The following is a 24628-nucleotide window of genomic DNA, read 5'->3' on the forward strand; positions in this document are numbered from 1 at the left end:
GACGCGTCCGTGCCGGACCGGCCCCGAGGCTGGGCTCGCGACGGACGTTCAGCGGCCGTCGGCGGCGAGGGCGACGCCCTCGGCGTGGACGAGGGCCACCACCTTCTCGAGCACGGTCGGGTCGGTCTCGGGGAGCACGCCGTGGCCGAGGTTGAACACGTGGCCGCGCCCGCCGCCCCGCCGCAACACGTCCCGCGTGGCCTCCTCGACCACGGGCCAAGGCGCCAGGCACAGCGCCGGATCGAGGTTGCCCTGGAGGGCCCGGCCCCCGACCCGCTCGCGGGCGACGTCGAGCGGCACCCGCCAGTCGACGCCCACCACGTCGGCGCCGGCCTCGCCGAGCAGGCCGAGGAGCTCGCCCGTGCCGACCCCGAAGTGGATGCGGGGCACGCCGGTCTCACCGATGCCCTCGAGCACCTTGGTGCTGAAGGGCAGGACGAAGCGGCGGTAGTCGTCGGGGGACAGGGCGCCGGCCCACGAGTCGAAGAGCTGGATGGCCGAGGCGCCTGCGGCCACCTGGGAGCGCAGCGAGGTCAGCGCGAGGTCGGCGAGGGCGTCGAGGAGCCGCTCCCAGAGCGCCGGGTCGCCGTGCATGAGCGCCTTGGTCTTCGCGTAGGTGCGCGACGGGCGGCCCTCGATGAGGTAGCTGGCCACGGTGAACGGGGCGCCGGCGAAGCCGATCAGGGGCACCTCGAGCTGCTCGACCAGCAGGCGCACCGTCTCGAGCACGTAGGGCGTGTCCGCCTCGGGGTCGAGGGGGCGCAGGCGGTCGAGGTCCGAGGCCGAGGTGAACGGCTCGGCGATCACCGGGCCCACGCCGGGCACCACGTCGACCCCGAAGCCGATGGCCTCGGCGGGCACGACGATGTCGGAGTAGAGGATGGCGGCGTCGACGTCGTAGCGCTCGACGGGCTGGCGGGTGATGGTGGCCGAGAGCTCCGGGTCCTTGATGGCCTGGAGGATGCTGCCCTCGCCCCGCACGGCCCGGTACTCGGGCAGCGAGCGCCCGGCCTGGCGCATGAACCAGACGGGGATGCGGTCGACGGGCTCACCCCGGCAGGCGCGCAGGAAGTCGCTGGACGCGGCCGGCGAGGTGGGTTCGGCGGGGGCGGCGGGCACGTCCTCAACGTACCGTCAGGGGTCATGCGGCGATCCATCGACGACCACCCCTTCGACCCTGCGGACCAGCCACCCGACGACGACGACCTGGCCCGCCTCTCGTGGGCGGTCGCCATCTCGGACGACTACGAGGACGCCGAGCCCCGGGTGGTGCTCACCGTCGAGGAGGTCGGCCGCGCCGGCGAAGGCCTCGTCCTGCACCTCACGCCCGCCCTCACCCGCCGCCTCCGCACCGCCCTCCACGACGCCCTCAAAGAGATTGGCCACCCCGACCCTTGACGGTCAGCCGACCGCCCGCCCGTCGGGTCCTGTCCCCGATCCGGTATCCGAAAATCGGGCCGGAAAGGCATTGGCCCGATCTTTCGGACCCTCCGGATCGGCGCCACCCGCCGGGCTCCCCATGCCGCTGACCATCGCCCAATAAGCAGGCGGACGGCGCCCCAGGGGGCGCCGTCCGCGATGTCGCTCCAGCGGGACTAGGACTCCAACTGCCGCGCGACGTCGCGGTAGCGGGAGACGGGGATGAGGTGGATGCCGTCGAAGGCGCCGGTGGCGGCGATCTGGTCGACGAGGTCGCAGGCCAGGGTGACGCCGGCGTCGCGGTCGGACTCGATGGCGGCGACGACGTGGTCGGGCACGGCCAGCTGGGGGATGTCGTGGCTCAGCTTGCGGGCCATCGGCGCCGACGCGATCACCATGACACCGGCGTAGACGGGCCCCGCGAATTCGACGGTCTCGCGCCATTCGACGAGCGCCTCGACGTCGAAGCCCACCTGCACGAAGAGGGAGTCCGCTTCCTGCTTCCAGGCGGGCAGGGGGCGGAGCCCCGTGGTCACTCCGATGCGGAACGGGCCCGTCGAGGCGTCGTGGGTGGCCGCGAACGACCGGGCCTCGTCGATCATGAGGCGCACCGTGAGGTCGTCGGACCGCTTGCCGGACTCGGGCCGGTCGCCGTAGACGAAGAGGAACTCGTCCACCCCGTAGGCCGCCGCGGTGAGCAGATCGCGACGGAAGCCGAGGAGGTTGCGGTCACGGGCGTTGAGGCAGGCGATCGAGCGTCCTCCCATCTGCGCCACCTCGTGGGCGACGGCGATGCTCGACACCGTGGCCCGGCCGATGTGGTTGTCGGGGATGAGGAAGGCGGAGGCGATGGTGCTGAGCACGCCGATCTGGTGGCGCACGTGCATGAGCTCGGGCCGGGTGGCCGGCTCGATCTCGCAGATGACGGGGAGCCCGGCGGCGACCATGGCCCGACCCTAGAGCAGGTCTGCCCACTACGGTCGGGAGATGCCTGCGGTGTTCGTCCACGGTGTGCCCGAGACCCCGGCGGTGTGGGGATCGCTCGTCGAGCGGCTGGGGCGCGATGACGTCGTGCTCCTCCAGCTGCCTGGCTTCGGGTGCCCGCTGCCCGACGGGTTCGAGCCGACGATGTACCGCTACGCAGACTGGTTGGCCGGCGAACTGGCGACGCTGTCCGCCCCCGGTGACATCGACCTCGTCACCCACGACTGGGGTGCGCTGCTCATGCTGAAGGTGCTGGCCGACGAGCCCGGCCTGGTGCGCTCATGGGCCACGGACGCCGGCGATCTCGGCGCCGACTTCAAGTGGCACGACCTCGCCCTGCTGTGGATGACCCCCGGTGCCGGCGAGGAGTTCATGGAGGGCATGGTCAACGGTCCGGTCGCCGATCGTGCCGCGCTGCTCGCCGGCGCCGGCGTGCCCGAGCCGGGCGCCACCGAGATGGCCGAGGCGCTCGACGCCACCATGGCCGCCGCCATCCTCACGCTCTACAGATCGTCGGCCGACATCGGCAACGAGTGGGGGCCCGGCATCGATGCCATCACCGGTCCGGGCCTCGTGATCGAGTCGATGAAGGACCCGTTCCGCAACGCCGGCCGGGCCCGTCGGCTGGCCGAGCGCACCGGTGCCGAGGTCGTCCCGCTCCCCGACGGTGGCCACTGGTGGATGCTCGACTCCGCCGATGACGCCGCCGCGGCACTGACCACCTTCTGGGCCGCCCTCGACCGCTCCTGACCTGCCGCTGGTGCGGGTTTCGAGGCGCGTCAGCGCCGCCAGGAGCGGGCGAGGTCGGTGATGGCGAGGCGCTCGAGGCGGGTCGTGGCCGTGGCGTAGGCCACCTCGACGAGCTCGGCCTCGACGGACTCGTCCATCGACCCACCCTTCATCAGCTCCAGGTCGTCGAGGGTGGGTTCGAACACCAGCACCGGCGTGCCCTCCGCCTCCACCTGGTCGACCTCGAGGCCGAGCACCTTGTGGTAGCCGGCCCGGCTGGCCCAGCGGGGGTGCCACTGGAGGGCCTCGCCGACGGCCGACATCGGTGAGATCACGACCACGCCGTCGAGCCCCTCGCCTGCGAGGAGGTCGGCGTTGGTGGACGAGTGGGCGGCCCCGTCGAGGTAGAGCTCGTCGTCCACCTCGACCGGCTCGAAGTAGCCCGGGATGGCCGACGAGGCCTCGACGGCACGGGCGAGGGGCGGGCACCCCGGCTCGCCCGGGGCGGGGTCCCGGCCGAACACGACCCGGGCACCGTCGCGCATGCGCACGCTGCAGATCCACAGTGGATCCTCGGGCCAGCCGTTGCCGTAGAGGAGCCGGAGCTTGTCGCCGAGGGGGGTGATGGGCACCGTGCCGCGGGGCAACAGTCCTGAGAGGCCGACGCCGAGCCCGGTCGGCCAAGGCCGCCGGAAGCCGTGGCGCACGAGGCGGGGCGCCTGCGGTCGACGGGCGGCGAGGCCCTTCACCGGCTCGGGCTCGTCGAAGTCGGTCGCGTAGGTGAGGTCACCCAGCAGCGCGTGGCCCTCGGCCGAGGTGGGACGGCCGGTCACCCGGGCGCGGTGGTCGGCGGGGGAGAGTCCGAGGCGCAGCGTGGACCCGATCCCGGCGCCCGCCGACGTTCCCACGATGATCGACGCGTCCAGCGCGTCCCAATCGGCGTGATCGGCCAGCGCGGCGAGGGTCCCGATGGTGTACGCCCGACCGATGATGCCGCCCGCACCCGTCACCAGACCGACCGCCATCGGCTCCAGCATCGCACGCCCGCCCGTGCGCGAGGCTGGCGGTATGGCTGAAGATTTCGAGGCCCGCATCGCGGCCGCCTACGCCGTGGACGGCAAGGCGGTCGTGCTCGGGCGCGGCGTGCTCGACGGCACCACCCACCCCGGCGCGGTCGTCCAGATCCCGACCGCGATGTGCAACCGCCACGGCCTCATCGCCGGCGCCACGGGCACGGGCAAGACCAAGACCCTCCAGCTGATGGCCGAGCAGCTCTCCGCCCTGGGGGTGCCGGTGTTCGCGGCCGACCTGAAAGGCGACCTCTCGGGCCTCTCGCAGCCAGGCCAGCCCAACGAGCACATCGACGCCCGCAGCAAGGACCTCGGCGTCGAGTGGCAGCCCGCCGGGCGGGCGGTCACGTTCCTCTCGCTCGGGGGCCTCGGCGCCGGTGTGCCCGTGCGGGCGCCGGTGTCGAGCTTCGGCCCGCAGCTGCTGGCCAAGGTGATGTCGTCCAACGAGACCCAGTCGTCGTCGCTCTCCATCGTGTTCCGCTACGCCGACGAGGCCGGCCTCCCCCTGCTCGACCTGGCCGACCTGCGCGCCGTCCTCCAGTACCTCACCAGCGACGAGGGCAAGCCCGAGCTGAAGGCCCTCGGCGGGGTGTCCACCCAGACCGCGGGTGTGCTGCTGCGCTCGATCAGCGAGCTCGAGGCCCAGGGCGGCGACGCCTTCTTCGGGGAGCCCGAGTTCGACGTCACCGACCTGCTCGGCGTCGGTGCCGACGGCATCGGCCAGGTGAGCTGCCTCGAGCTGCCCGCCGTGCAGGACCGCCCCCGCCTGTTCTCCACCTTCCTCATGTGGCTCCTCGCCGAGCTGTTCCAGAACCTGCCCGAGGTCGGCGACCTCGACCAACCGAAGCTGGTGTTCTTCTTCGACGAGGCCCACCTGCTCTTCGACGACGCCTCGAAGGAGTTCGTCGAGCAGGTCGCCCAGACCGTGCGACTCATCCGGTCGAAGGGCATCGGGGTGTTCTTCGTCACCCAGCTGCCCGACGACGTGCCCGACGACGTCCTCGCCCAGCTGGGCAACCGCGTCCAGCACGCCCTGCGGGCCCACACGCCCCGTGACGCCAAGGCCCTCAAAGCGGCGGTCAGCACCTATCCGTTCACCGAGGACTACGAGCTCGAGCGCGACCTCACGGCGCTGGGCACGGGCGAGGCCATGGTGACCATCCTCGACGAGAAGGGCGCGCCCACGCCGGTGGTGTGGACGAAGCTGCTGGCGCCGTCGTCGCTGATGGCTGCGGTGGACACCGCCACCCTCGACGCAGCGGCGAAGGCGTCGCCCCTGTGGGCGAAGTACGCGGTCGAGGTCGACCGCGACTCGGCCCGCGAGCTGCTCGCCGCGAAGATGGCGGCGGCGGCCGCCGCGACGGCGCCCACCGAGGCACCCGCCCCAGCGCCGGCCGGAGGCGGGGTCCAGGTGCCGAAGCCGCCCCCACGCACCTCGGCCCCCCGGTCGGGGTCCGGCGGACGGCGCTCGTCGTCGAAGGACGACGGCAACGTCGTCACCGACTACCTCCGCAGCCGCGAGGGTCGATCGATGATCAACACCGTGGTGCGGGGCGTGTTCGGGATGTTGAAGAAGCGGTAGAACCCCCGAACACTGGGCCCCTCCGGCAGGGCGGCGGCCCCGGGCGGCGCCGGTAGGATGGTCGACCCCCCATGGTGCGACATCCCGAGCTCGAGGCCGAGCAGGCCTACATCGACCACGCCTACGAGTGCCTCGAGGCGAACCGGCGGTCGGCCACGCGCCTCCAGGACACCCTCGAGGTGGGCAAGGGCGGCACCGAGCAGGCTCGCTGGGAGCGGGAGGTGTTCCAGGGGAACATCCTGAACCGGCTGTCCCAGCTCCACCTCGGCGATGCGTCGCTGGTGTTCGGCCGCATCGACCGCACGCCCGAGGCCGGCGGCGAGTCCTTCCACGTCGGGCGCCTGGCCGTGTCCGACGAGGACCAGGAGCCCCTCGTGGTCGACTGGCGGGCGCCGGTGGCCGAGCCCTTCTACCGGGCCACCGGGCGAGAGCCGATGGGTCTGCGCCGACGACGCCACTTCGCCACCCGGGGTCGCACGCTGCTGGGTCTGGAGGACGAGGTCTTCGGCGGCATCGAGGGCCTCGACGCCAACGGCGCCGACGACGGCATCACCGGGTACGGGGCCCTCATCGCCGCACTGGAGTCGTCGCGGTCGGGCCGCCTCGGCGACATCGTGGCCACCATCCAGGGCGAGCAGGACGAGATCATCCGCGCCCCGCTGCCCGGCGTGCTCGTGGTGCAGGGTGGCCCGGGGACGGGAAAGACCGTGGTCGCACTCCACCGGGCCGCGTACCTGCTGTACACCCATCGCTTCCCGCTCGAGGGCCAGGGCGTGCTCGTGGTGGGCCCCAACCGCCTCTTCCTCGGCTACATCGAGCAGGTGCTGCCCTCGCTGGGCGAGGCCGGGGTCGAGTTGGCGGTGCTGGCCGACCTCATCCCCGAGCAGCGGGTACGGGGCCGCGACGGCGGGCGGACGGCGCGGGTCAAGGGCGACGAGCGCATGGTCGACGTGCTGCGACGAGCCGTGCGCGACCGTGAGCGCCCGCTCCGGGAACGTCTCGAGGTGGGCTACGGGCTCACCGTGCTGCGCCTGTCGGTGGCCGAGAGCGACCGCATCGTCCGGGAGGCCCGCCGGCGCTTCCGCACCCACAACGCCGGCCGGCGCTTCGTCGAGCGGTCGTTCTTCGATGCCCTGGCCGCCAGCAGCCGCCTCGAGCCCGATCCGGTCGAGGTGCGCGCCCAGGTGCGCGGCGACCTCGCCGTGCGTGAGGCTCTCGACTGGATGTGGCCCGTGCTCACCCCCGGCCAGCTGCTCCACGACCTGTTCGGATCACGGGCCCTGCTGCGCTCGGCCGGCCGCCACCACCTCACCGACGCCGAGGCCGACGCGCTGGTCCGCCCTCGCAGCGAGTCGGCCGACGAGGTGGTCTGGACCGCCGACGACGTGCCGTTGCTGGACGAGGCGCGCACGCTGCTGGGCCCGCCGCCGCGCCGCAAGCGGCCCAACGGCAACGGCCCCTCCGCCGCCGACGACGAGGTGCGCACCTACGGCCACATCGTGGTGGACGAGGCCCAGGACCTCTCGCCGATGCAGCTGCGGGTGCTGTCGCGGCGCTCACTCAACGGCTCGATGACCATCGTCGGTGACATCGCCCAGGCCACGGGCGCCTGGGCCCACGACGACTGGGAGGGAGTGCTCGACCACCTGCCCGACCGTCGGCCGTCGCAGCGGGCCGAGCTCACCGTCGGCTACCGCATCCCTGCCGCCAACATGGCCCTGGCGGCCAAGGTGCTGGCCCTGGCCGCACCGGATCTCACGGCCCCGTCCTCGGTCCGCGAGGGCGAGAGCAATCCCCGCATCGAGGCGGTGGCCGACCCGGCGGCGATCGGGGCCGAGGTGGCCCGGCTCGTGGTCGAGGAGAGCGAGGCCGTGGGGATGGGCAGCGTGGGCATCATCTGCCCGCCGTCGCTCACCGCCTCGGTGTCGCAGGGCCTCGAGGCCGCCGGCATCGAGCACGGCGCCGCCGACCGCCACGGCCTTGAGCAGCAGGTCACCGTCGTGCCGGTCGGGCTGGTCAAGGGCCTCGAGCTCGACGCCTCGATCGTGGTCGAGCCGGCCGCCATCGTGCGCGAGGAGCCCCAGGGCATGCGTTCGCTCTACGTCGCCCTCACCCGCGCCACCAAGCGCCTCACTCTCGTGCACGCCGAGCCCCTGCCCGAGGTGCTCACCGACTGAAGGCCCGAGCGGGGGTCAGGCCTCGGCGGCCAGGGCGGCGGCGGCGAGGTCCTCGGGCTGGTCCTCGTCCACCGCTGGTGCCGGCGCCGCCGCACTCGGGCGGTCGGGGCGCAGGAAGAGGTAGGTGACGGGGATGATGTAGGCCACCCACACCACCACCTGCTCGAGGGAGGGGCGGGGGTCCCAGCCGAACAGGCCGGCGAGGAAGCGGCCGGCCTGGGTCTGGGTGGTGAGCCACGAGACGCCGGTGAGGTCGTAGACGGCCCAGTTCAGGCTGTCGAGGGCGTCGAACTCGGTGGCCTGGAGGAACATGATCCCCTTGGCCAGCAAGCCCGCGGCGAAGACGATGACGATCATGCCGGTGATGTTGAAGAACAGCTTCATGGGAAGGACCTTGCTGCCCGAGTACACGAGGTAGCCGAGGACGATGGCGATGCCGAGGCCGATGAGCCCCCCGATGAACACGTCCCAACCGGTGCTGGACGTGGCGGCGGCGATGAGGAACAGGGCGGTCTCGATGCCCTCGCGCAGCACGGCGAAGAAGGCGACCACCAACACGCCGGTCTTCACGCGGTCCGAGGCGAGGGCGGCGTCGACCCGGTGCTCGAGCTCGCCCTTGATGGCCCGGCTCTGGCGGCGCATCCAGAAGACCATCCACGTCAGCACACCGGCTGCGAGGAAGGAGATGGCCGCGAAGGCCCGGAGGCGGGCGTCGCCCTCGAACGAGCCGACGGTGTTGTGCAGCACGACGCCGAACACCACGGAGATCGCCGCGGCCAAGCCCACCCCGGCCCAGACCGGGCCGTCGAGGTCGCGCCGGTCGATCTTGCGGAGGTACCCGAACACGATGCCGACGATGAGCGATGCCTCGAACCCCTCGCGGATGAGGACCAGCATCGATTCACCCATGGTTAGGGTACCTTAACAAGCAGTGCCGCTTCCGCCACCCCACCATCATCGCGCGCCGTCGAGGGGCCCCCGTTCGGCGGAGCTCGTGGTCGTCGGAGCCGGCCCCGCGGGCCTGGCGGCCGCGCTCGGCGCCGCCCGGGCGGGCCATGGGGTCCTGGTGGTCGAGGCCGAGGACCGGGTCGGGGGCATGGCGGGGAGCTTCGACGTGGCCGGCCAGCGGGTCGACCTCGGCAGCCATCGCCTGCACCCCGCCATCGCCGGCGAGCACCTGGCCCTGCTGCGGGACCTGCTCGGCGACGACCTCCAGGTTCGGCCCCGCCATGGGCGCATCCACCTCTCCGACCGTTGGCTGGCCTTCCCGCTTCGCCTGGCCGACCTCGTGCGCCGCCTGCCGCCGTCCTTCGCCCTCGGGGCAACGCGCGACGCCGCCCTCGGCCCGTTCCGTCGCCCACGGGCCGACACCTTCGCCGAGGTGGTGCGGGCGGGGCTCGGGCCGACGGTCGCGGCCACCTTCTACGAGCCGTACGTCACCAAGCTCTGGGGGGTCCCGCCCGATCAGTTGGCCGGCGAGCTGGCTCGCCGGCGGGTGAGTGCCTCGTCCGCGTCCGACGTCCTGCGCCGCCTCGTGCCCCGGCCGAGGGGCGGTCCGTCCGCGAGCGGTGCGCCCGACAAGCGCACCTTCCTGTACCCGGCGACCGGTTTCGGCGCGATCTCGGAGGCCCTGGCCGATGCGGCGGTGGCCGCAGGTGCCGACCTCCGGTTGGGTGTCGCGGTCGACGGCGTCGCCCTCGGCCCGGACGAGGTCGGTGTCCATCTGGTCGACGGCTCGACGGTCGAGGCCGGGCGGGTCTGGTCGACCGCACCGCTTCCGGCCCTCGTCCGTTGGGCGCATCCGGCGCCGCCGGACGGCGTGCTGGCCGCCGCCGGAAGCATCGAGCACCGCGGCCTCGTCCTCGTGTACCTCGTGGTCGACCGCCCGCAGTGGACCGAGTTCGACGCCCACTACTTCCCCGCCGCGGACAACCCGATCGCCCGGCTGTCCGAGCCCAAGAACTACCGCGACGGGCCCGACCCTGCCGACCGCACGGTCCTCTGCGCCGAGGTGCCCGCCGACGTGGGCGACGCCACGTGGACGATGTCGGACGCCGACCTCGGGGCGCTCGTGCAGGACGTGCTCGTCCGTCTCGGCCTGCCCGACCCCGCGCCCGTCGCCGTCGAGGCGCGGCGCCTGCCCCGGGTCTACCCCCGCTACCGGGTCGGCTTCGAGCACGACCTGGCCGCCCTCGAGGAATGGGCGGCGACCCATCCCGAGCTGCTGACCTTCGGGCGCCAGGGTCTGTTCGTCCCGGACAACACCCACCACGCCCTGGTCATGGGTTCGGCCGCGGCCGCGGCGCTCGCCGGTGACGGCTCGTTCGACGAGGCGGCGTGGCAGCAGGCGCGCGACGGCTTCCGGTCCCACGTCGTGGAGGACTGAGACCGACAGGGCATTGACAACGTGTTAGGTATGCCTAACACTCGTGCCCATGCCGTCGACCGCCACGACCTCCCGACCGAGCTGCGCAGCCTTTGACCGGTGGCCGAGCGCCACCGGGGAGGTGCCGTCGTGATCACCGCCGGGGGGATGCGCGCCCTGCGGGTCAGTGCCACGCTCGCCCATGCCGTCCCCGCGCTGCGGGTGCGCCTCCGCGACGGCGAGGACCTCCACGTCGAGGTCGGGTCGTTCGCCGACGCCGACCTCGGCTCGACGGGGCAGCCGGGTCGGGAGGCGCCGCGCCTCCGCCTGTCGCCGTGCCAGTTCCGGATGGCGGTGGCCAAGGGCTGGTCGATGCAGGAGGACGGTCGGCCGATCAGGATGCTCGACCTGCCCGGTGACCCCGCGGTCGACGTCGGTGTCCCGCCCGGTGGCGCCACCCTTGCCGCGGGCATCCAGCGGGTGCCCTTCGGTGGCCGTCACCTCTTCGTGGCCGCCACCACCCTGTCCGTGAACGCGGTGGCGGACTGCGTCGGCGAGGACGACCCCGACGACGATCTCGGCGCCATGGCCGAGCTCTGGGGCGTGGCGCTGCGGGCGGATCCGGTCACCGGGGTCACGGTCATCTGGGCCGAGCTCGACGCCGGCGACCGAGGGCTCCAGCACGCCCTGCTCGACACCCTGGAGCGCGTCGTGGCCCGCGTGGCAGTGGCCGAGCTCATCGCCGGAGCGACAGATGCGGCGTCCTCGCGCGAACGCTGAGCCACCGGGCCCGGAGGTCTGGCTTCGCCAGTGCGTGGCGTGTGGCGGCGCGGACCACCGGAGTGCCTGGGGGAGTGAGGCCGTGCGTGCGTGCCCCGACCGGTTCCGGTGCCCGCGCTGCGGCGGCACCGAGGCCGAGCTGCGGCGGTGGCCGCCTCCGGCACCGCCGCCGCGCTAGTCGTCCCCGTGGATCTGCTGGGACAGGTAGTTCTGGAGGCCGACCTGGTCGATCAGGGTGAGCTGGGTCTCCAGCCAGTCGGCGTGGGACTCCTCGCCCTTCAGGCGCTGCTCGAGCAGCTCGCGGGTGCCGTTGTCGCCCTTGGCCACGGCGAGGGCGATGCCCCGGTTGTAGCGCTCGACGGCGGCCTTCTCGACCACGAGGTCGAGGGCGAACTGCTCGGCCACGGTCTCGCCGACGGTCACGCTGCCGAGGCGCTGGAGGTTGGGGACACCCTCGAGGAAGAGGATGCGCTCGATGAGCTCGTCGGCGTCCTTCATCTCGTCGATGGACTCGTCGCGCACCTTGGCGGCGAGGCGCTGGTAACCCCAGTTCTCGCACATCTTGGCGTGGATGAAGTACTGGTTGATGGCGGTCAGCTCCGCCGTCAACACCTCGTTGAGCAGCTCGATGATCTCGGGGTCGCCCTGCATGTGATGGGTGCTCCTGGTGGGGTGGGGGAGGCCGGCGTCAGGCGGCGGCGGAGGAGGTGGCCTCGAGGCCGAACTGACGCAACAGCTGCTCAATGGTCTCGTGGCAGCCGCCGCACTGTCCACCGGCGCCGCAGCGCTCGGCCAGCGCGTCGGCGTCCAGGGCCCCTTCGATGATCTCGTCGCGGATGCGGCGATCGTTCACGGCCTCGCAGTGGCAGACGACCATGGTCAGTCGCCGTGGGCCCGCACGACGGTGGGGACCCCGTCACGGGCCAGCTCGAGGGCGACGGCGAGGGTGACGCGCTGCTCGACGTCGCGGCGGTGGAGCCGGCCGAACACGGTGCACTCGGCACGGGGGGCGCCGGAGCCGCCGAGCACGATGCGCTGCCCCGTGATGCGTTGGAACCCCTGCAGCATCGGACCGCGTCGGCCCGGCTGGTCTGCGGCCTTGATACGGGGGAGCACATCGGCTTGGCTCACATTGTTAGGTTGCCCTACCAGCGCGGTCCTGTCAACGCGCAGGGTGCTCCTCACCGGAGCAGGCCCTCGCCCAAGAAGTCGCCCTCGTCGGGTGTGCCGGGGAGGGCGAAGAAGAACCCGCCGCCCTCGGGCAGGAGGTACTCCTCCAGCGGCTCGCCGGCCAGGCGGGCCTGGACGGGCAGGAACTGGCGCTCGAGGCTGCGCTGGTAGGAGACGAAGGCGAGGCCCTGGTCGAGCTGGCCGTCGCCGTCGAAGCCGCGTGAGTAGCTGAAGCCCTTGCGCAGGATGCGCTGGTCCTCGGTCTCGGCCGTGCGCGGGTTGGCCAGGCGGATGTGGGCGTCGAGGGGTGTCCGCTCGCCGTCGGGGTCGGCGGCGTAGTCGGGCACGTCGGTCTCGACCTCGCCGTCGAGGGGAGCCCCATCGGACTTGCGCCGGCCGATCAGCGCCTCCTGCTCGCCGAGGCGGGTGCGGTCCCAGAACTCGACGAACATGCGGATGACCCGCACCACCTGGTAGGTGCCGCCCGTCGCCCACGCCGGCTCGCGATCGCCGTCAGCCACCCACACGAGGCGGTCCATGAGCCCGTCGTCGGAGGGGTCGAGGTTGGCGGTTCCGTCCACGAAGCCCATGAGGTTGCGCACCCCGGCCTCACCCGGAGCGGCTTCGGTGCGGCGGTTGTAGCCCTCGAGCATCCAGTGCAGGCCGAGGTTGCCGCGGGTGACCCGCATCAGCTGACGCAACGCGAAGAGCGTGACCTCCTGGTCGGCGCTGGCGATGTTCAACAGCAGGTCGCCGTGGGTCCGGTCGGGGTCGAGGCGGTCGTTGGCGAGGAAGGGCATCGGCTCGAGCTCGACCGGTCGACGGTCGGCGAGGCCGTAGCGCTCGTCGAAGAGGCTCGCCCCGACCGAGACCACCACGCTGAGGTCCGACGGCGGGACGGGGTTGCCCACGGTGCCCGTGTGCAGCGGCGGGAAGTCCGGGTCACGCTCCTCGTACGGGATGCCCGACATGAGACGCCGGATCTCCTCGGTCAGCGCTCGGAACGCGTCCCGCAGCTCGTCCCGGTCGCGGGCGTGGACGGTGAACGCAGCGAGCAGGCCCTCGGCCTGGTGCGTGGCCACCACCCCGACCTGGTGGGCCCCCAGTGGGTCGAGGTAGCGGCGGTCGGTGTCGAGCGCCGCCGTGGCGAGGTCGACCGAGCTGCCCTCGCCCGCGCTCGCACAGGCGGGGAGCACCCCGGCGACGCCGCCCAGCAGGGCGGCGCCGCCGGCGGTGTGGAGGAACCGCCGGCGGCTCAGCCCGGCCATCGGTCAGCTCGACTCGAGGTTCAGCACGCCTGCCATCTCGGCGAGGCGCTCGGAGAGGCCGGCCAGGGTGGCGGCCATGGCGTCGCGGTCCTCGTCGGTGAGCTCGGTGTAGTCGAGGTAGCCGCCCTGCCCGTCCTCGTACTCCTCGAGCTGGTCGTCGAGCTCGTCGAAGTCCGCCTCGATGGCGGACAGCAGCTCGGGATCCGCCTCCTCGAGGGCGGGGGCGAGGAGCTCGATCCCCTCTCCGGAGCCCTCGACGTTGGCGGCGAAGTCCCAGAGGTCGGTGTGCGAGTAGCGGTCCTCCTCGCCGGTGATCTTGCCGGTGGAGACCTCTTCGATGAGATCGGCGGCGCCCACCACGAGGGCGGCCGGCGGGATGTCCATGTCGGTGACCTCGGTCTTCAGGGTCTGGAGGTCCTCGTCGAGCTGGTCGGCGAACGGCGCGGCGGCCTCGGCGTCGTCCTCCTCCCACAGCAGGTACTCGATGCGGTGCCAGCCGGTGAAGGCGGGGTCGTCCACGCCTTCGAAGTCGTCCACGCGGGCGTCGACGGCACCGTCGATCTCCTCGACGAGGCCGGCCACCGGCTCGATGCGCTCCCAGCCCTGGCGGGACGGGGCGTAGGCCTCCTGGGCGGCGGCGACGTCGCCGTCGCGCACCGCGTCGGTGAACACGGTGGTGGCGGCGATGGTCTCGTCGATCTGGTCGAGGACGTAGACCTTGTACTCCGCGAGTGCGGCGGTGATCAGCTCGTTCTCTGTCGTCTGTGCCGCTTCGTCCTCGGAGATGCCGCTCGCGGAGCCGGACCCCGAGCCCGACCCAGAGGCCGACCCCGAACCGGAGCCGGACCCCGAGGCCGAGCCGGTGGAGCGCACGTCACCGCCGTCGTCGGTGCAGGCGGCGGCCCCGGTGAGCAGCAGGGCCACCGTGGCGGCGGTGGCGAGGCGGGCAAGGGGGCGATGGTGCACGTCGGGTCTCCTGGCGTCGGGTGTCGCCGGAGAATTAAGTCTCCCTAACACCAAAAGTCAAGCTCGGTTCAGCTCTCCGTAGACCGCGGGCACGACGTTGCGGAGGTACGTGCCCAGGCGGATGAACGACTGCCCGTGGGTCCGGAACCGGTAGGTGATGGGCACCTCGGCGTAGCGGAAGCCCTTGGCCAGCAGGTCGAGGGTGAGCACCTGGGCGTAGTTGAAGTCGTGGATCACCTCGGCCGCGGCGGTGGCGTCGCCCGACAGCACCCGGTAGCCGCTCTGGCCGTCGGTGATGCGCCGTCGGGAGATGATGCTCACGGCCGCGGTCAGGACCCGGTTGCCGAAGGACCGGTGGGCCTTCATGGTGCGCGGACCGCCGGCGAAGCGTGAGCCCACCACGTAGTCGGCCTCGCCGGCGAGGATCGGGGTGACGAGGCGCTCGAGCTCGGCCGGGTCGTACTCTCCGTCGGCGTCGCAGAACGCGGAGGCGACGGCGCGCCGCTCGGTGGCCTCGGCGAAGCCACGGCGCACGGCGGCGCCGAGGCCCTGGTTGTGGCCCATCGCCACGACGGTGGCGCCCGCTTCGGTGGCCCGCGCCGCCGTGGCGTCGGTGGAGCCGTCGTCGATCACCAGCACCTCGACCGGGTGGCCGAGCACGCTCGCCGGGGCCCGCCGGACGACGTCGGCGACGGTGGCCTCCTCGTCGTGGGCGGGCAGGAAGAGCACGACGGGCCGGAGATCCGGGGCCGCGGGATCGCGCGGGAGTGCGGCGGGGGTGGTGGCCGGTGTGGTCGCCGTGGGCGTCGCGGGGAGGCGGAAGCGGCCCAGGATGCCTGGCGCGGGCGAGAACACGGCCACGGCGCCGACCACGAGCGAATAGGCGGTGGTGAGGGCGTGGACCATGAGGGCGGCGGCCAGGCCCGAGCCGGCATCGAAGCCGAGGGCGAGGTAGGCCGCGACCGCGGCGGCCTCGTAGGTGCCGAAGCCGCTGGGGGCGATGGCCGCGACCTGGGCGCCCACCGCGACCGCGGTGACCACGACGGCCTGGCCGTAGGTGAGGTCGAGGCCGGCCCAGTGCGACGCCTGCCACGTCAGCACGCTCTCGGCCAGCCAGGCGACGAGGGTGAGGGCGGCCACGGTCGGCCCGGGGAGGCGCACGTCGGCTCGGCCGCCCCGGGCGGTGCGGCGGAGCCACCAGAGGCCGGCGCCGCCCACGGCCAGGACCGCGGCCAGCACCGCCCACGCCCACAGCCCGAGGAGCTCGGCCACCACGGCCGGCCCGACCACGATGCCGAGCAGGACGATGGCGAGGATGTCGGCGGCACGCAGCGCCACGGTGGACGACGTGGCCTCGGCCAGGGGGATGTCCGCGCGCCGGACGACGCTGACGATGCGCAGGGGCTCGCCGAGGCGCAGGGGCAGGACGTGGTTGGCCCCGAAGGCGAGGTGGATGCCCGCGAGCGACTGGCGGAACGAGAGGCGGGGGAGCACCCGGCACCACGCCTGGGCCCGGAACAGGAAGGCCGAGCCGAAGGCGGCCATGGCCAGGACCACGACCAGGGGGCGCTCGGCCATGGCGTCGGCGCTCTGGCGCAGGGCGTCGATGTCGACGGCGCGGGCCACCACGACGGCGGCGACCACCATGACGACGAAGCCGAGGACGAACGACCACGGACGGGTGCGGGCGGAGAGCGAGGGCATAGGGTTAGGCAGACCTTACAACGACCGTCGGCGGAAGCGATAACGTGCGACGGTGTCCGGGACCCGTCTGCGGTGGTGGTTGGCGGGCCTCGCCCTCGCCGTCGCCGCGTGGACGGTTTGGGCCGTCCCGGCCCGCGCCACCTACGGCGGGCGGACGACGGCGGACGAGCCGCAGTACCTGCTGAGCGCCATCAGCCTGGGTGAGGACCTCGACCTCGACATCAGTGATGAGCTCCGCGACGAGCGCTGGCGCGACTTCCACGACGCCGAGTTGCCGGTCCAGACCGAGCCCGACGCCGACGGTCGGGCGGTGAGCCCGCACGACCCCCTGCTGCCGGCGGTCCTGGCCGTGCCCGTCCTGGTCGGCGGTTGGGCCGGGGCCAAGCTGGCGCTGGCGGCGCTGGCCGGGCTCTTGGCGGCGGCGACCGCCTGGGTCGCCGTGCGCCGGTTCGCGGTGGCGCCGGCGGTGGCCATCGGTGTGGCGGCGGCGTTCGGGGCCGCCTCGCCGCTCGCCGCCTACGGGGTGCAGGTGTACCCCGAGCTGCCCGCGGCGCTGGCGGTCACGGTGGCCGTCGGCGCGCTCACCGGGCTGTTCGCCCGGCGGGGCCAGGTGGTGTTCGCGCTGGCCATCGTGGCGTTGCCCTGGTTGGCGGTGAAGTACGTGCCGGTCGCCGGCGCGCTGGTGGCGCTTGCCCTGCTCGACCGGTGGCGGCGGGGCCGGCGGCGCGAGGCCGGGGTCCTGGTCGGCGGGCTCGCGGTGGCCGGGGTGGCCTTCGTCGTGTTCCACCGCGTCGTCTACGGCGGGTGGACCGTCTACGCGTCGGGCGACCACTTCGCCGAGACGGGCGAGGCGAGCGTCATCGGCGTCGACCCGGACTACCTCGGGCGGTCCCAGCGCCTGCTCGGCCTGCTCGTCGACCGCTCGTTCGGCCTCGTCACGTGGGCCCCGGTGTTCCTGTTCGCGGTGGTGGCCGTCGGCGCACTCGTCCGGCGTCGCCCCACCGGCTGGTCTGCTCTGCTGGTGCCCGCCGCCGCCGGTTGGGCCACGGCCACCTGGGTGGCGCTCACCATGCACGGGTGGTGGTGGCCCGGCCGTCAGGTCGTCGTGGTGGTCCCGCTGCTCGTCGTCGCCACCGCCTGGTGGCTCGACCGTCACCGCCGTGCGGTGGGGCCCTTCGTCGTCGCGGCGGTGCTGGGCGCGCTGAGCTGGGCGTGGGTGGTCGTCGAGGTGCTCCAGGGGCGCCTGCGCCTCATCATCGACTTCGACGCCACCCGCAACCCGTGGATGCGGGCGCTGCGACCGGTGCTACCGGACTTCCGTCAGCCGGGGGCCCGGACGGGACTGCTGGCGGCGGCGTGGGCGCTCGCCCTGGCAGGCCTGCTGTTGGCGGGGTGGCGGAGCGAGCGGGCGTCAGGCGCGGGCGCCGGCGGCCGCCGCGGCCAGCACCAGGATGCGGGCGCTGGCGAAGCTGCCCAGACCGACGTGACGGCCCTCGATCTCGACCGTGAGGGTGCCGTCGGGTGAGACGGCGGTGACCGTGCCCGACCGGCCCGGCAACACGTCGGAGGACTCGAGGAACTCGAGCAGGCCGGGCGTGAACTCGAGCTCCTCGGGGATGCGCGACACGGTGAACGCCTCGCCCGGACCCAGTCGATCGAGGGTGACGGTGAGGGGCTCGTGGTAGTCGCTGCCCGGGATGGGGTTCCCGTGCGGGCAGGTGGTGGGGTCGCCGAGGACGCGGCTGAGGGCCTCTTCCACGTGCTCGGAGATGACGTGCTCCCACTTGCCCGCTTCCGCGTGGGCCTCGGCCCAGGACAGGTCGAGGATGTCGGTGAGGAAGCGCTCGGCGAGGCGGTGGCGGCGCACGACCCGCTCGGCCAGGCGGGTGCCGTCGGCCGTGAGGCGGATGGAACCGTCGATGGTGACGAGGCCCTCGCCCTCCATGCGGCGGATCATCTCGGACACGGCGGGCCGTGACACCTCGAGGCGGTCGGCGATGCGGGCCTGGATCACCTCGACGGCGTCCTCGTGGAGCTCGAAGATCGCCTCGCAGTACTCCTCGAATGCCGGATGGAACTCTCTCGTCCGGTGCTCGGCCACGGGTGGAGTGTACGTGTCCTTCCCCGTTAGCGTTGGGCCCGTGACCGACACGTGCAAAGCCCCCATGACCTCCCGCGTCCTCGCGGTCGCCTTCGCCGCCGCGCTGGCCTTCGGCCTCGCCGCCTGCGGCAGCAGCGGCGACAGCGGCCCCTCCGGCGGCGGCGACGCCCTCCCGCCCGGCGACGTCGTGATCGTGGCCGACAACATCGCCTGGGACACCGACGAGCTCGAGGCTCCTGCCGACACCGATTACACGATCGTGATCGACAACCAGGACCAAGGCGTGCAGCACAACCTCAACATCAAGGACACCGACTTCAAGACCGAGCTCGAGACCGGCGTGTCCGCCCAGGTCCTCCAGATCAACCTCCCCGCCGGCGAGTACGACTACATCTGCGACCTGCACCCGAACATGGCGGGGACGCTCACGGTCTCGTAGCGGGCGGGCGGGGGCGACCTGCACCCGGCCCGTCCTCGAACAGGGGGCGGGGACGCTCACCGTCTCGTAGCGGGCGGGCGGGGGCGACCTGCACCCGGCCCGCCGCTGAACACCGGGCGGGCACCATCACGCTCTGATCACTATCATCCTAACCATGCGAAGGTTTTGCGCGGGAGGGGTGTGATGTCCGGAGGTGGACCCGAGGAGCGGCCTCCCGGCGGCGCCGAACAGGCGCCGTCATGACCGGCAGCTTCGACCCGCTCGATCCCGCCACCCTCCAGGATCCCCAGCCGCGGCTGGCCCGGCTCCGAGCCGAGGGGCCGGTGCACTACGTCGAGCGCCTGGACGCGTGGTTCGTGGTGCGCCACGAGCTCGTCGTCGAGGCACTGCGCCGGCCCGAGGTCTTCTCCAGCCAGTTCCCGAAGTCCGTCCTGCCCCTGAGCGCGGACGACCAGCGCCGGATCGCCGAGGCGATGGCCGACGGCCTTCCCCGACCCAAGACGATGATCACCGCCGACGGCGACGTGCACACCCGCTACCGGCGACTCGTGTCGAAGGCGTTCTCGCCGCGGGCGATCGCGGTCCTCGAGCCCACCGTCCGCGCCATCACCACGAAGCTCATCGACGCGTGGATCGACCGGGATCGAATCGAGGTCGTGGAGGACTTCGCGGTGCCGTTGCCGGTCGAGGTGATCGCCCGGGCACTCAACGTGCCCGACGACCGTCTGGCCGACTTCCGCCGGTGGTCCGACGCCACCGTGCTCACCTTCGGAGCCACGCCGACCGTCGACGAACGGGTCGCGGCCATCCGCACGGTCCAGGAGCTGCAGCGGTTCTTCGTCGCCGCGATCGAGGAGCGCCGCGCCCGGCCACAGGACGATCTGCTCACCGGGCTCCTCGACGCTCGGATCGACGCCGACGACGACGTCGACGACAAGCGGCCGCTCGACGTCCCCGAGATCGTCAGCCTGGTGCAGGAGCTGCTGGTGGGCGGCAACGAGACGACGACGAAGCTGATCGCGGAGATGGTCCGCCTGTTCGCCGATCACCCGGACCGGTGGGCGGCGGTGCGGGCGAACCCCGACCTCATCCCCGCGGTGGTGGAGGAGTCGTTGCGCCTGGCGTCGCCCGCGCAGGCCATGTGGCGGCTCACGACCGAGGACGTCGAGCTCGGCGGGGTGGCCATCCCGGCGGGGAGCCGTGTCGTCCTCTCCTACGCCTCGGCAAACCGGGACGAGGACCTCTTCACCGAGCCCGACGCGTTCGAGCCCGAACGGGCCAACCTCACCGACCACCTGGCCTTCGGACGGGGCCCGCACTTCTGCATCGGGTCGGGGCTGGCCCGGCTCGAAGCCCGGGTGGCCTTCGAGGAGCTCGCCCGGCGCGTGCGGGTCATGACGCTGTCGGACACCAACGACTTCCCCTACAACCCGAGCTTCCTGCTGCGGGGCCTGGAGCGGCTGGACGTCGACATCGTCGCCGCCTGAGCGGCGCTCTCAGGCGTTGCGGAACGCCGGGTCGTGGCGCAGGAGCTCCCGGCGGGCGATGGTCATCTCGTGGACCTCGTCGGGCCCGTCCGCGATGCGCAGCGTCCGGTGGTAGGCGTACATGTCCGCCAGCGGGAAGTCCTGGGTGACCCCGCCGCCGCCGTGCACCTGGATGGCCCGGTCGATCACCTTCAGTGCAATGCGGGGGACGGCCACCTTGATCCCGGAGATCTCGGTGGCGGCCGCCTTGTTGCCCACCGTGTCCATCAGGTGGGCGGTCTTCAGCACGTACTCCCGTGCCATGTCGATCTCGATCCGGGACTCGGCGATCCAGTGCTGGATGAGGCCCTGCTGGGCCACGAGCTTGCCGAAGGTCGTGCGCTCCAGTGCCCGCTCGACCATGAGGGCTAGGGCGCGCTCGGCGGCGCCGATCGCCCGCATGCAGTGGTGGATGCGCCCGGGCCCCAGGCGGGCCTGGCTGATGGCGAAGCCGCCGCCCTCCTCGCCGAGGAGGTTGTCCACCGGCACCCGCACGTCCTGGAAGTCGACCTCGCCGTGACCGCCGCGGTGCTCGTAACCGAACACACGGAGCGACCGCAGGACGGTCACGCCCGGCGTGTCCTTCGGCACCACGATCATCGACTGCTGGAGGTGCCGCGCCGCCGACGGATCGGTCTTGCCCATGACGATCATCACCTCGCACCGGGGCGCCAGGATTCCGGAGGTGAACCACTTGCGCCCGTTGAGGACGTAGTGGTCGCCGTCGCGCTCGATCCGCAGCGAGATGTTGGTGGCATCTGACGACGCCACTGCAGGCTCGGTCATGGCGAACGCGGAGCGGATCTCGCCCTCGAGCAACGGCGACAGCCAGCGCTGCTGGATCGCCTCGGAGCCGTAGAGGTGGAGGATCTCCATGTTCCCGGTGTCGGGTGCCGAGCAGTTCAGGGTCTCCGAGGAGAAGTCGGACTTCCCCAGCTCCTCGGAGATGGGGGCGTAGTCGACGTTCGACAGCTTCGTCCCCGGCTCGCCGGGGCGGAGGTGGGGGAGGAAGAGGTTCCACAGGCCCTGGGCCCGGGCGACTGCCTTCATCTCGTCGAGGATCGGCGGGTAGCTGTGCTCGCCGAGCTCCTCGTACTGGCGCTGGTAGGTGGCCTCGTTGGGGTACACGTGCTCGTCGAGGAACGCCTTGACCTCGGCGAGGAGCGCTTGGCCCTCTGGGCTGAATTCGTAGGGCATGGTCGTCGTCCTCCTGGGTCAGCCGGCCGGGGTGGGGACGGTTGCCGGCTCGGTGCGGTAGTCGTCGAGGTCGGCCGCTTCGGTGCGGGCCCAGAACTCGACGATGCGGAAGGGGTTGATCGCGACCACGCGGCCCTTGGAGTTCCGGTAGTAGTTCTCGACGCCTGCGTTCGTCCACACCAGGCCTTCGTGGATGGCGTCGACCTCGGCGTTGTAGGCGTCGTGGACCCCTTGGCGGACCTCGACCGAGCCCAGCCCCGCATCGAACATCTGGCGCAGCAGGCTCATCACGTAGTGCATCTGGCGCTCCATGATCGTGATGAGGCTGCCGCCGTGGCCGAACTGGGCGTTGGGGCCGTACAGGCAGAAGAAATTGGGCGCCCCGGGGATCGCGGTGCCGAGGTAGGCGCGTGCATCGTCGGGGCCCCAGACGTCGCGGACGGCCACGCCGTCCCGGCCGATGACGTCCATGGGCGCGAGGAAGTTCACGACGTCGAAGCCGGTCGCCCACACGAGCACGTCGGCGGGGTGCTCGGTGCCGTCACGGGTCACGACCCCGTGGGGCCGGATCTCGACGGCGTCGGTGGCCAGGTGGACGTCGTCCCGGGTCATGGTCCGGAACCACCCGTTGTCCATGAGCATCCGCTTGCCGTACGGCGGATAGTCGGGCAGGACCCGGTCGAGGAGGTCCTGGCGGTCACCCAACTCGGCGACGATGTACTCGGTGTAGAAGGCGCGGTGACGGTCGTTGACCCGGCCGATGGCCCGGCCGTCCGACCCATCCCACTCGGGGTCCTTCTGCAGCGCCGGGTACAGGACGTCGTTGAACGCCCACGCCAGCCGGATGCGGTACCAGTCGTGGTAGAGCGGCACGGTCGCGAGCAGGTGGCGGATCGGCTCGGGGATCTCCTGGTGGAACTTGTCGAACGGCGCCGCCCACTGCGCGGTGCGCTGGAACACCGTGACCGACTCGGCGGTGTCGGCGATGGCGGGGACCAGTTGCATCGCGCTGGCACCCGTGCCGATCACGGCCACGCGCTTGCCCTCCAGATCGATCCCCCCGTCGGGCCAGCGCGCCGTGTGGGCGGCCGGGCCGACGAAGGAATCGGCCCCGGGGAGATCGGGGATCTTGGGCTTGTTGAAGGCGCCGACGGCGCTGATGACGACGTTGGCCCGGTGGGTCGTCGGCGTACCGTCCCGGTCCTGGGTCTCCACGATCCACTGCAGTGCGTCCTCGTCCCAAGTGGCCGACACCACCTCGGTCCCGAAGGTGATGTGGTCGGTCACCCCGAAATCGGCCGCCACGCGGGAGACGTAGGCGTGCAGCTCGTCCCGCAACGAGAAGTACTTCGACCAGTCGGCCCGGGCGAACGAGAAGGTGTAGAGGTAGCTCGGCGTGTCCACCCCGCACCCGGGATAGCGGTTCTCCAGCCAGGTCCCGCCGACGGCGTCGTTGCGCTCGAGGATCCGGTAGGGGATGCCGGCGTCCGCCAGGCGCACGGCGGCGCACACCCCGGAGATGCCGGCGCCGACGATCAGCACCTCGAAGCCCGGCGGGGGGTCGAGGCGCTCGGCGGGCCGCTCGAACAGCCGCAGCTCGTTGGCGATGATCGGGGCGTAGGCCTCGGGCACGTCCTGGCCGACGCAGGCCTCCATCATCTCGAGCAGCAGCTCGGGCGACGGGGCGTCGATCGCCACGGGGGCGCCGGCGTCCCAGGCGACGATGGCCTCCAGCGCCGCAGCCCGGATCTCGTCCTGGACGTCCTCGGGCAACCCACCGGTGTCGTTGTCGTCGAGGCCCCGCGTGCGCGTGGGGCGGTAGGGCTCGTCCAGCCACCGACGGTCTCCGGTCAGGTGGACCAGCACCATCAACAGGGTGGGGATGTTGGCGATGTCCATCGCCTCCTGCCACCGCGTCCTGTCGTCCACCCTGGGTCCCCCTCCGTCTCGGTCTCTCACTACTATACGCAGGGTTATGGATAGCCGATTCGAGGAACTCCTGGCCACCCTGCGGGGCGTGCAGGAGCTGGCCCGCACCGAGACCGGCGTCGCGCTCCGCCGGCTCCCGAGCTGGACCGCGGCGCAGGCCGCGGACCCCGCCCTCGAGGTGATGGCCGGCATGCCCGCCGGCATCCGCTTCGAGCTGGCCACCGACGCCACGACCCTGGAGCTCGACGTCCTCGCCACCTTCCTCGAGGTGGACGGCTCGCCGGTCGGCCCGACCAGCGCGGCGTTCGACCTGGTCGTCGACGGGGAGGAGGTCGACACCCAAGTCGTCGTCGACGGGACCCGGGTCGTCGTCGAGCTCGGCGCCGGCGTCTTCGACGTCGTCGAAGGCGCGACGGCCACCGTCCGCTTCGACGGCCTGCCCGGCGACCCCGCCGCCCGGGTCGAGGTGTGGCTGCCCCACGCCACCACCCTCGAGCTCCGCGACGGCCGGCTCACGAGCGGAGCGACGCTCGCTCCCGCGTCCGGGCACCGTCGGCGCTGGGTGCACCACGGCAGCTCGATCAGCCACTGCATGGAGGTGCACCGTCCGACCCGGACGTGGCCCGCGCTCGTGGCCCGCGGCGCGGGGGTGGACCTGGCGGACCTCGCCTTCGCCGGCCAGTGCCTGCTCGATCCGTGCGTGGCCCGCACCATCCGCGACCTCCCCGCAGACCTCATCAGCCTGAAGCTCGGCATCAACGTGGTGAACGGCGACACGATGCGCGAGCGGGCCTTCGTCCCCGCCCTGCACGGCTTCCTCGACACGATCCGCGAGGGTCACCCCGCCACGCCCCTGATCGTGGCCACGCCGATCCACTGCCCGATGGCCGAGACCCGGCCGGGGCCGCACGTCGAGGGCGCCGACGGGGTGTTCCGCCCGGTCCCCCGCCCACCGGAGCTCGCCGACGGTGCGCTCCACCTCGTGCGCGTCCGCGAGCTCATGGCGGCAGCGGTCGCTGCCCGGCGCGACGCCGGCGACGAGCACCTGCACCTGCTCGACGGGCCGGCGCTGTTCGGTCCGGCCGACGCCGGCGACCTCCCCGACGGCCTGCACCCGAACGAGGCGGGGTACGCCCGCATGGCCGACCGCTTCCTCGAACTGGCCTTCGGAGCCGGCCGCCCGTTCGCCGAGTGAACCTTGTCAGCTAGCAAGGTTTGAGTT

At 72.5% G+C, this 24628-nt stretch carries 23 protein-coding genes; 10 read left to right on the top strand and 13 right to left on the bottom strand.

What is annotated here, in order from left to right:
* Window positions 1–48 precede the first annotated feature (48 nt).
* A complete protein-coding gene (hemE, locus tag JNK12_08785; GenBank protein ID MBL8776013.1) occupies window positions 49–1119 on the bottom strand; it encodes a uroporphyrinogen decarboxylase in 1071 nt (356 codons plus the stop codon).
* Window positions 1120–1143: 24 nt separating this feature from the next.
* Here hemE and JNK12_08790 point away from each other — a divergent pair, with 24 nt between their 5' ends.
* On the top strand, window positions 1144–1398 hold the full coding sequence (locus JNK12_08790; GenBank protein ID MBL8776014.1) for a hypothetical protein: 255 nt from the start codon (window positions 1144–1146) through the stop codon (window positions 1396–1398).
* 197 nt (window positions 1399–1595) lie between these two features.
* Here JNK12_08790 and JNK12_08795 read toward each other — a convergent pair whose 3' ends face one another.
* The gene (locus tag JNK12_08795) at window positions 1596–2366 is read right to left on the bottom strand and encodes a methylenetetrahydrofolate reductase (protein ID MBL8776015.1); all 771 of its coding nucleotides are present in this window, start codon (window positions 2364–2366) and stop codon (window positions 1596–1598) included.
* Window positions 2367–2406: 40 nt separating this feature from the next.
* Between JNK12_08795 and JNK12_08800 the strand changes: the two genes are divergently transcribed.
* Complete coding sequence (locus JNK12_08800) at window positions 2407–3153, top strand: alpha/beta fold hydrolase (protein ID MBL8776016.1); 747 nt, start codon at window positions 2407–2409, stop codon at window positions 3151–3153.
* Window positions 3154–3182: 29 nt separating this feature from the next.
* On the opposite strand, the gene JNK12_08805 is transcribed toward JNK12_08800, so the two are convergent.
* A complete protein-coding gene (locus tag JNK12_08805; protein ID MBL8776017.1) occupies window positions 3183–4157 on the bottom strand; it encodes a patatin-like phospholipase family protein in 975 nt (324 codons plus the stop codon).
* A 43-nt stretch (window positions 4158–4200) separates the two neighbouring features.
* Between JNK12_08805 and JNK12_08810 the strand changes: the two genes are divergently transcribed.
* Window positions 4201–5784, top strand: coding sequence for a DUF853 family protein (locus tag JNK12_08810; GenBank protein MBL8776018.1), 1584 nt, complete (start codon window positions 4201–4203; stop codon window positions 5782–5784).
* A gap of 71 nt (window positions 5785–5855) precedes the next feature.
* Complete coding sequence (locus JNK12_08815; protein MBL8776019.1) at window positions 5856–7961, top strand: AAA family ATPase; 2106 nt, start codon at window positions 5856–5858, stop codon at window positions 7959–7961.
* A 15-nt stretch (window positions 7962–7976) separates the two neighbouring features.
* On the opposite strand, the gene JNK12_08820 is transcribed toward JNK12_08815, so the two are convergent.
* A complete protein-coding gene (locus tag JNK12_08820) occupies window positions 7977–8870 on the bottom strand; it encodes an FTR1 family protein (GenBank protein ID MBL8776020.1) in 894 nt (297 codons plus the stop codon).
* Between the two features lie 85 nt (window positions 8871–8955).
* Here JNK12_08820 and JNK12_08825 point away from each other — a divergent pair, with 85 nt between their 5' ends.
* Entirely contained in the window at window positions 8956–10347 is a 1392-nt protein-coding gene (locus JNK12_08825; protein ID MBL8776021.1) for an FAD-dependent oxidoreductase, read from the top strand.
* 99 nt (window positions 10348–10446) lie between these two features.
* Window positions 10447–11106 carry a hypothetical protein gene (locus JNK12_08830; GenBank protein MBL8776022.1) on the top strand — a complete coding sequence of 220 codons (660 nt, stop codon included), beginning with the start codon at window positions 10447–10449 and terminating at the stop codon, window positions 11104–11106.
* A 174-nt stretch (window positions 11107–11280) separates the two neighbouring features.
* Here JNK12_08830 and bfr read toward each other — a convergent pair whose 3' ends face one another.
* The 6 genes from bfr to JNK12_08860 all read right to left on the bottom strand — a co-directional run bounded on the left by bfr (window position 11281) and on the right by JNK12_08860 (window position 16214).
* Entirely contained in the window at window positions 11281–11757 is a 477-nt protein-coding gene (gene bfr, locus JNK12_08835; GenBank protein ID MBL8776023.1) for a bacterioferritin, read from the bottom strand.
* 37 nt (window positions 11758–11794) lie between these two features.
* Window positions 11795–11959, bottom strand: a complete 165-nt coding sequence (locus JNK12_08840) for a (2Fe-2S)-binding protein (protein ID MBL8776024.1) — start codon at window positions 11957–11959, stop codon at window positions 11795–11797.
* 26 nt (window positions 11960–11985) lie between these two features.
* Complete coding sequence (locus tag JNK12_08845; protein ID MBL8776025.1) at window positions 11986–12174, bottom strand: hypothetical protein; 189 nt, start codon at window positions 12172–12174, stop codon at window positions 11986–11988.
* 113 nt (window positions 12175–12287) lie between these two features.
* Entirely contained in the window at window positions 12288–13544 is a 1257-nt protein-coding gene (efeB, locus tag JNK12_08850) for a deferrochelatase/peroxidase EfeB (protein MBL8776026.1), read from the bottom strand.
* A 3-nt stretch (window positions 13545–13547) separates the two neighbouring features.
* On the bottom strand, window positions 13548–14510 hold the full coding sequence (locus tag JNK12_08855; GenBank protein ID MBL8776027.1) for an EfeM/EfeO family lipoprotein: 963 nt from the start codon (window positions 14508–14510) through the stop codon (window positions 13548–13550).
* A 57-nt stretch (window positions 14511–14567) separates the two neighbouring features.
* On the bottom strand, window positions 14568–16214 hold the full coding sequence (locus tag JNK12_08860; GenBank protein MBL8776028.1) for a flippase-like domain-containing protein: 1647 nt from the start codon (window positions 16212–16214) through the stop codon (window positions 14568–14570).
* 52 nt (window positions 16215–16266) lie between these two features.
* Here JNK12_08860 and JNK12_08865 point away from each other — a divergent pair, with 52 nt between their 5' ends.
* Window positions 16267–17739 (top strand): hypothetical protein, encoded by a 1473-nt coding sequence (locus tag JNK12_08865; protein ID MBL8776029.1) that lies wholly within the window; start codon window positions 16267–16269, stop codon window positions 17737–17739.
* Here the strand turns inward: JNK12_08865 and JNK12_08870 are convergent.
* A complete protein-coding gene (locus tag JNK12_08870) occupies window positions 17626–18381 on the bottom strand; it encodes a metal-dependent transcriptional regulator (GenBank protein ID MBL8776030.1) in 756 nt (251 codons plus the stop codon). The two genes, JNK12_08865 and JNK12_08870, sit on opposite strands and share 114 nt — an antisense overlap.
* Between JNK12_08870 and JNK12_08875 the strand changes: the two genes are divergently transcribed.
* Both JNK12_08875 and JNK12_08880 read left to right on the top strand, forming a co-directional pair.
* Window positions 18356–18754, top strand: coding sequence for a cupredoxin domain-containing protein (locus JNK12_08875; GenBank protein MBL8776031.1), 399 nt, complete (start codon window positions 18356–18358; stop codon window positions 18752–18754). The two genes, JNK12_08870 and JNK12_08875, sit on opposite strands and share 26 nt — an antisense overlap.
* A gap of 239 nt (window positions 18755–18993) precedes the next feature.
* Window positions 18994–20241: a cytochrome P450 gene (locus JNK12_08880; GenBank protein ID MBL8776032.1), complete on the top strand. Its 1248-nt coding sequence runs from the start codon at window positions 18994–18996 to the stop codon at window positions 20239–20241.
* 9 nt (window positions 20242–20250) lie between these two features.
* Here JNK12_08880 and JNK12_08885 read toward each other — a convergent pair whose 3' ends face one another.
* Together JNK12_08885 and JNK12_08890 are read right to left on the bottom strand one after the other, a co-directional pair.
* Window positions 20251–21477, bottom strand: a complete 1227-nt coding sequence (locus JNK12_08885; protein MBL8776033.1) for an acyl-CoA dehydrogenase family protein — start codon at window positions 21475–21477, stop codon at window positions 20251–20253.
* Between the two features lie 18 nt (window positions 21478–21495).
* The gene (locus tag JNK12_08890) at window positions 21496–23406 is read right to left on the bottom strand and encodes an NAD(P)/FAD-dependent oxidoreductase (protein ID MBL8776034.1); all 1911 of its coding nucleotides are present in this window, start codon (window positions 23404–23406) and stop codon (window positions 21496–21498) included.
* Window positions 23407–23452: 46 nt separating this feature from the next.
* Between JNK12_08890 and JNK12_08895 the strand changes: the two genes are divergently transcribed.
* The gene (locus JNK12_08895) at window positions 23453–24601 is read left to right on the top strand and encodes a lipase (GenBank protein MBL8776035.1); all 1149 of its coding nucleotides are present in this window, start codon (window positions 23453–23455) and stop codon (window positions 24599–24601) included.
* The last annotated feature ends 27 nt before the right edge of the window (window positions 24602–24628 follow it).

This window comes from Acidimicrobiales bacterium (genome assembly GCA_016794585.1).
Taxonomy (GTDB): Bacteria; Actinomycetota; Acidimicrobiia; order Acidimicrobiales; family DATDAH01; genus JAEUJM01.

What these genes read in the sequence shown, in the direction of transcription:
- JNK12_08790 (MBL8776014.1), top strand. Translation starts at nt 1,144, where the DNA reads ATGCGGCGATCCATCGACGACCACCCCTTCGACCCTGCGGACCAGCCA.
- JNK12_08795 (MBL8776015.1), bottom strand. Translation starts at nt 2,366, where the DNA reads ATGGTCGCCGCCGGGCTCCCCGTCATCTGCGAGATCGAGCCGGCCACC.
- JNK12_08800 (MBL8776016.1), top strand. Translation starts at nt 2,407, where the DNA reads ATGCCTGCGGTGTTCGTCCACGGTGTGCCCGAGACCCCGGCGGTGTGG.
- JNK12_08805 (MBL8776017.1), bottom strand. Translation starts at nt 4,157, where the DNA reads ATGGCGGTCGGTCTGGTGACGGGTGCGGGCGGCATCATCGGTCGGGCG.
- JNK12_08810 (MBL8776018.1), top strand. Translation starts at nt 4,201, where the DNA reads ATGGCTGAAGATTTCGAGGCCCGCATCGCGGCCGCCTACGCCGTGGAC.
- JNK12_08815 (MBL8776019.1), top strand. Translation starts at nt 5,856, where the DNA reads ATGGTGCGACATCCCGAGCTCGAGGCCGAGCAGGCCTACATCGACCAC.
- JNK12_08820 (MBL8776020.1), bottom strand. Translation starts at nt 8,870, where the DNA reads ATGGGTGAATCGATGCTGGTCCTCATCCGCGAGGGGTTCGAGGCATCG.
- bfr (MBL8776023.1), bottom strand. Translation starts at nt 11,757, where the DNA reads ATGCAGGGCGACCCCGAGATCATCGAGCTGCTCAACGAGGTGTTGACG.
- JNK12_08845 (MBL8776025.1), bottom strand. Translation starts at nt 12,174, where the DNA reads ATGCTGCAGGGGTTCCAACGCATCACGGGGCAGCGCATCGTGCTCGGC.
- efeB (MBL8776026.1), bottom strand. Translation starts at nt 13,544, where the DNA reads ATGGCCGGGCTGAGCCGCCGGCGGTTCCTCCACACCGCCGGCGGCGCC.
- JNK12_08860 (MBL8776028.1), bottom strand. Translation starts at nt 16,214, where the DNA reads ATGCCCTCGCTCTCCGCCCGCACCCGTCCGTGGTCGTTCGTCCTCGGC.
- JNK12_08870 (MBL8776030.1), bottom strand. Translation starts at nt 18,381, where the DNA reads ATGGGGGCTTTGCACGTGTCGGTCACGGGCCCAACGCTAACGGGGAAG.
- JNK12_08880 (MBL8776032.1), top strand. Translation starts at nt 18,994, where the DNA reads ATGACCGGCAGCTTCGACCCGCTCGATCCCGCCACCCTCCAGGATCCC.
- JNK12_08885 (MBL8776033.1), bottom strand. Translation starts at nt 21,477, where the DNA reads ATGCCCTACGAATTCAGCCCAGAGGGCCAAGCGCTCCTCGCCGAGGTC.
- JNK12_08895 (MBL8776035.1), top strand. Translation starts at nt 23,453, where the DNA reads ATGGATAGCCGATTCGAGGAACTCCTGGCCACCCTGCGGGGCGTGCAG.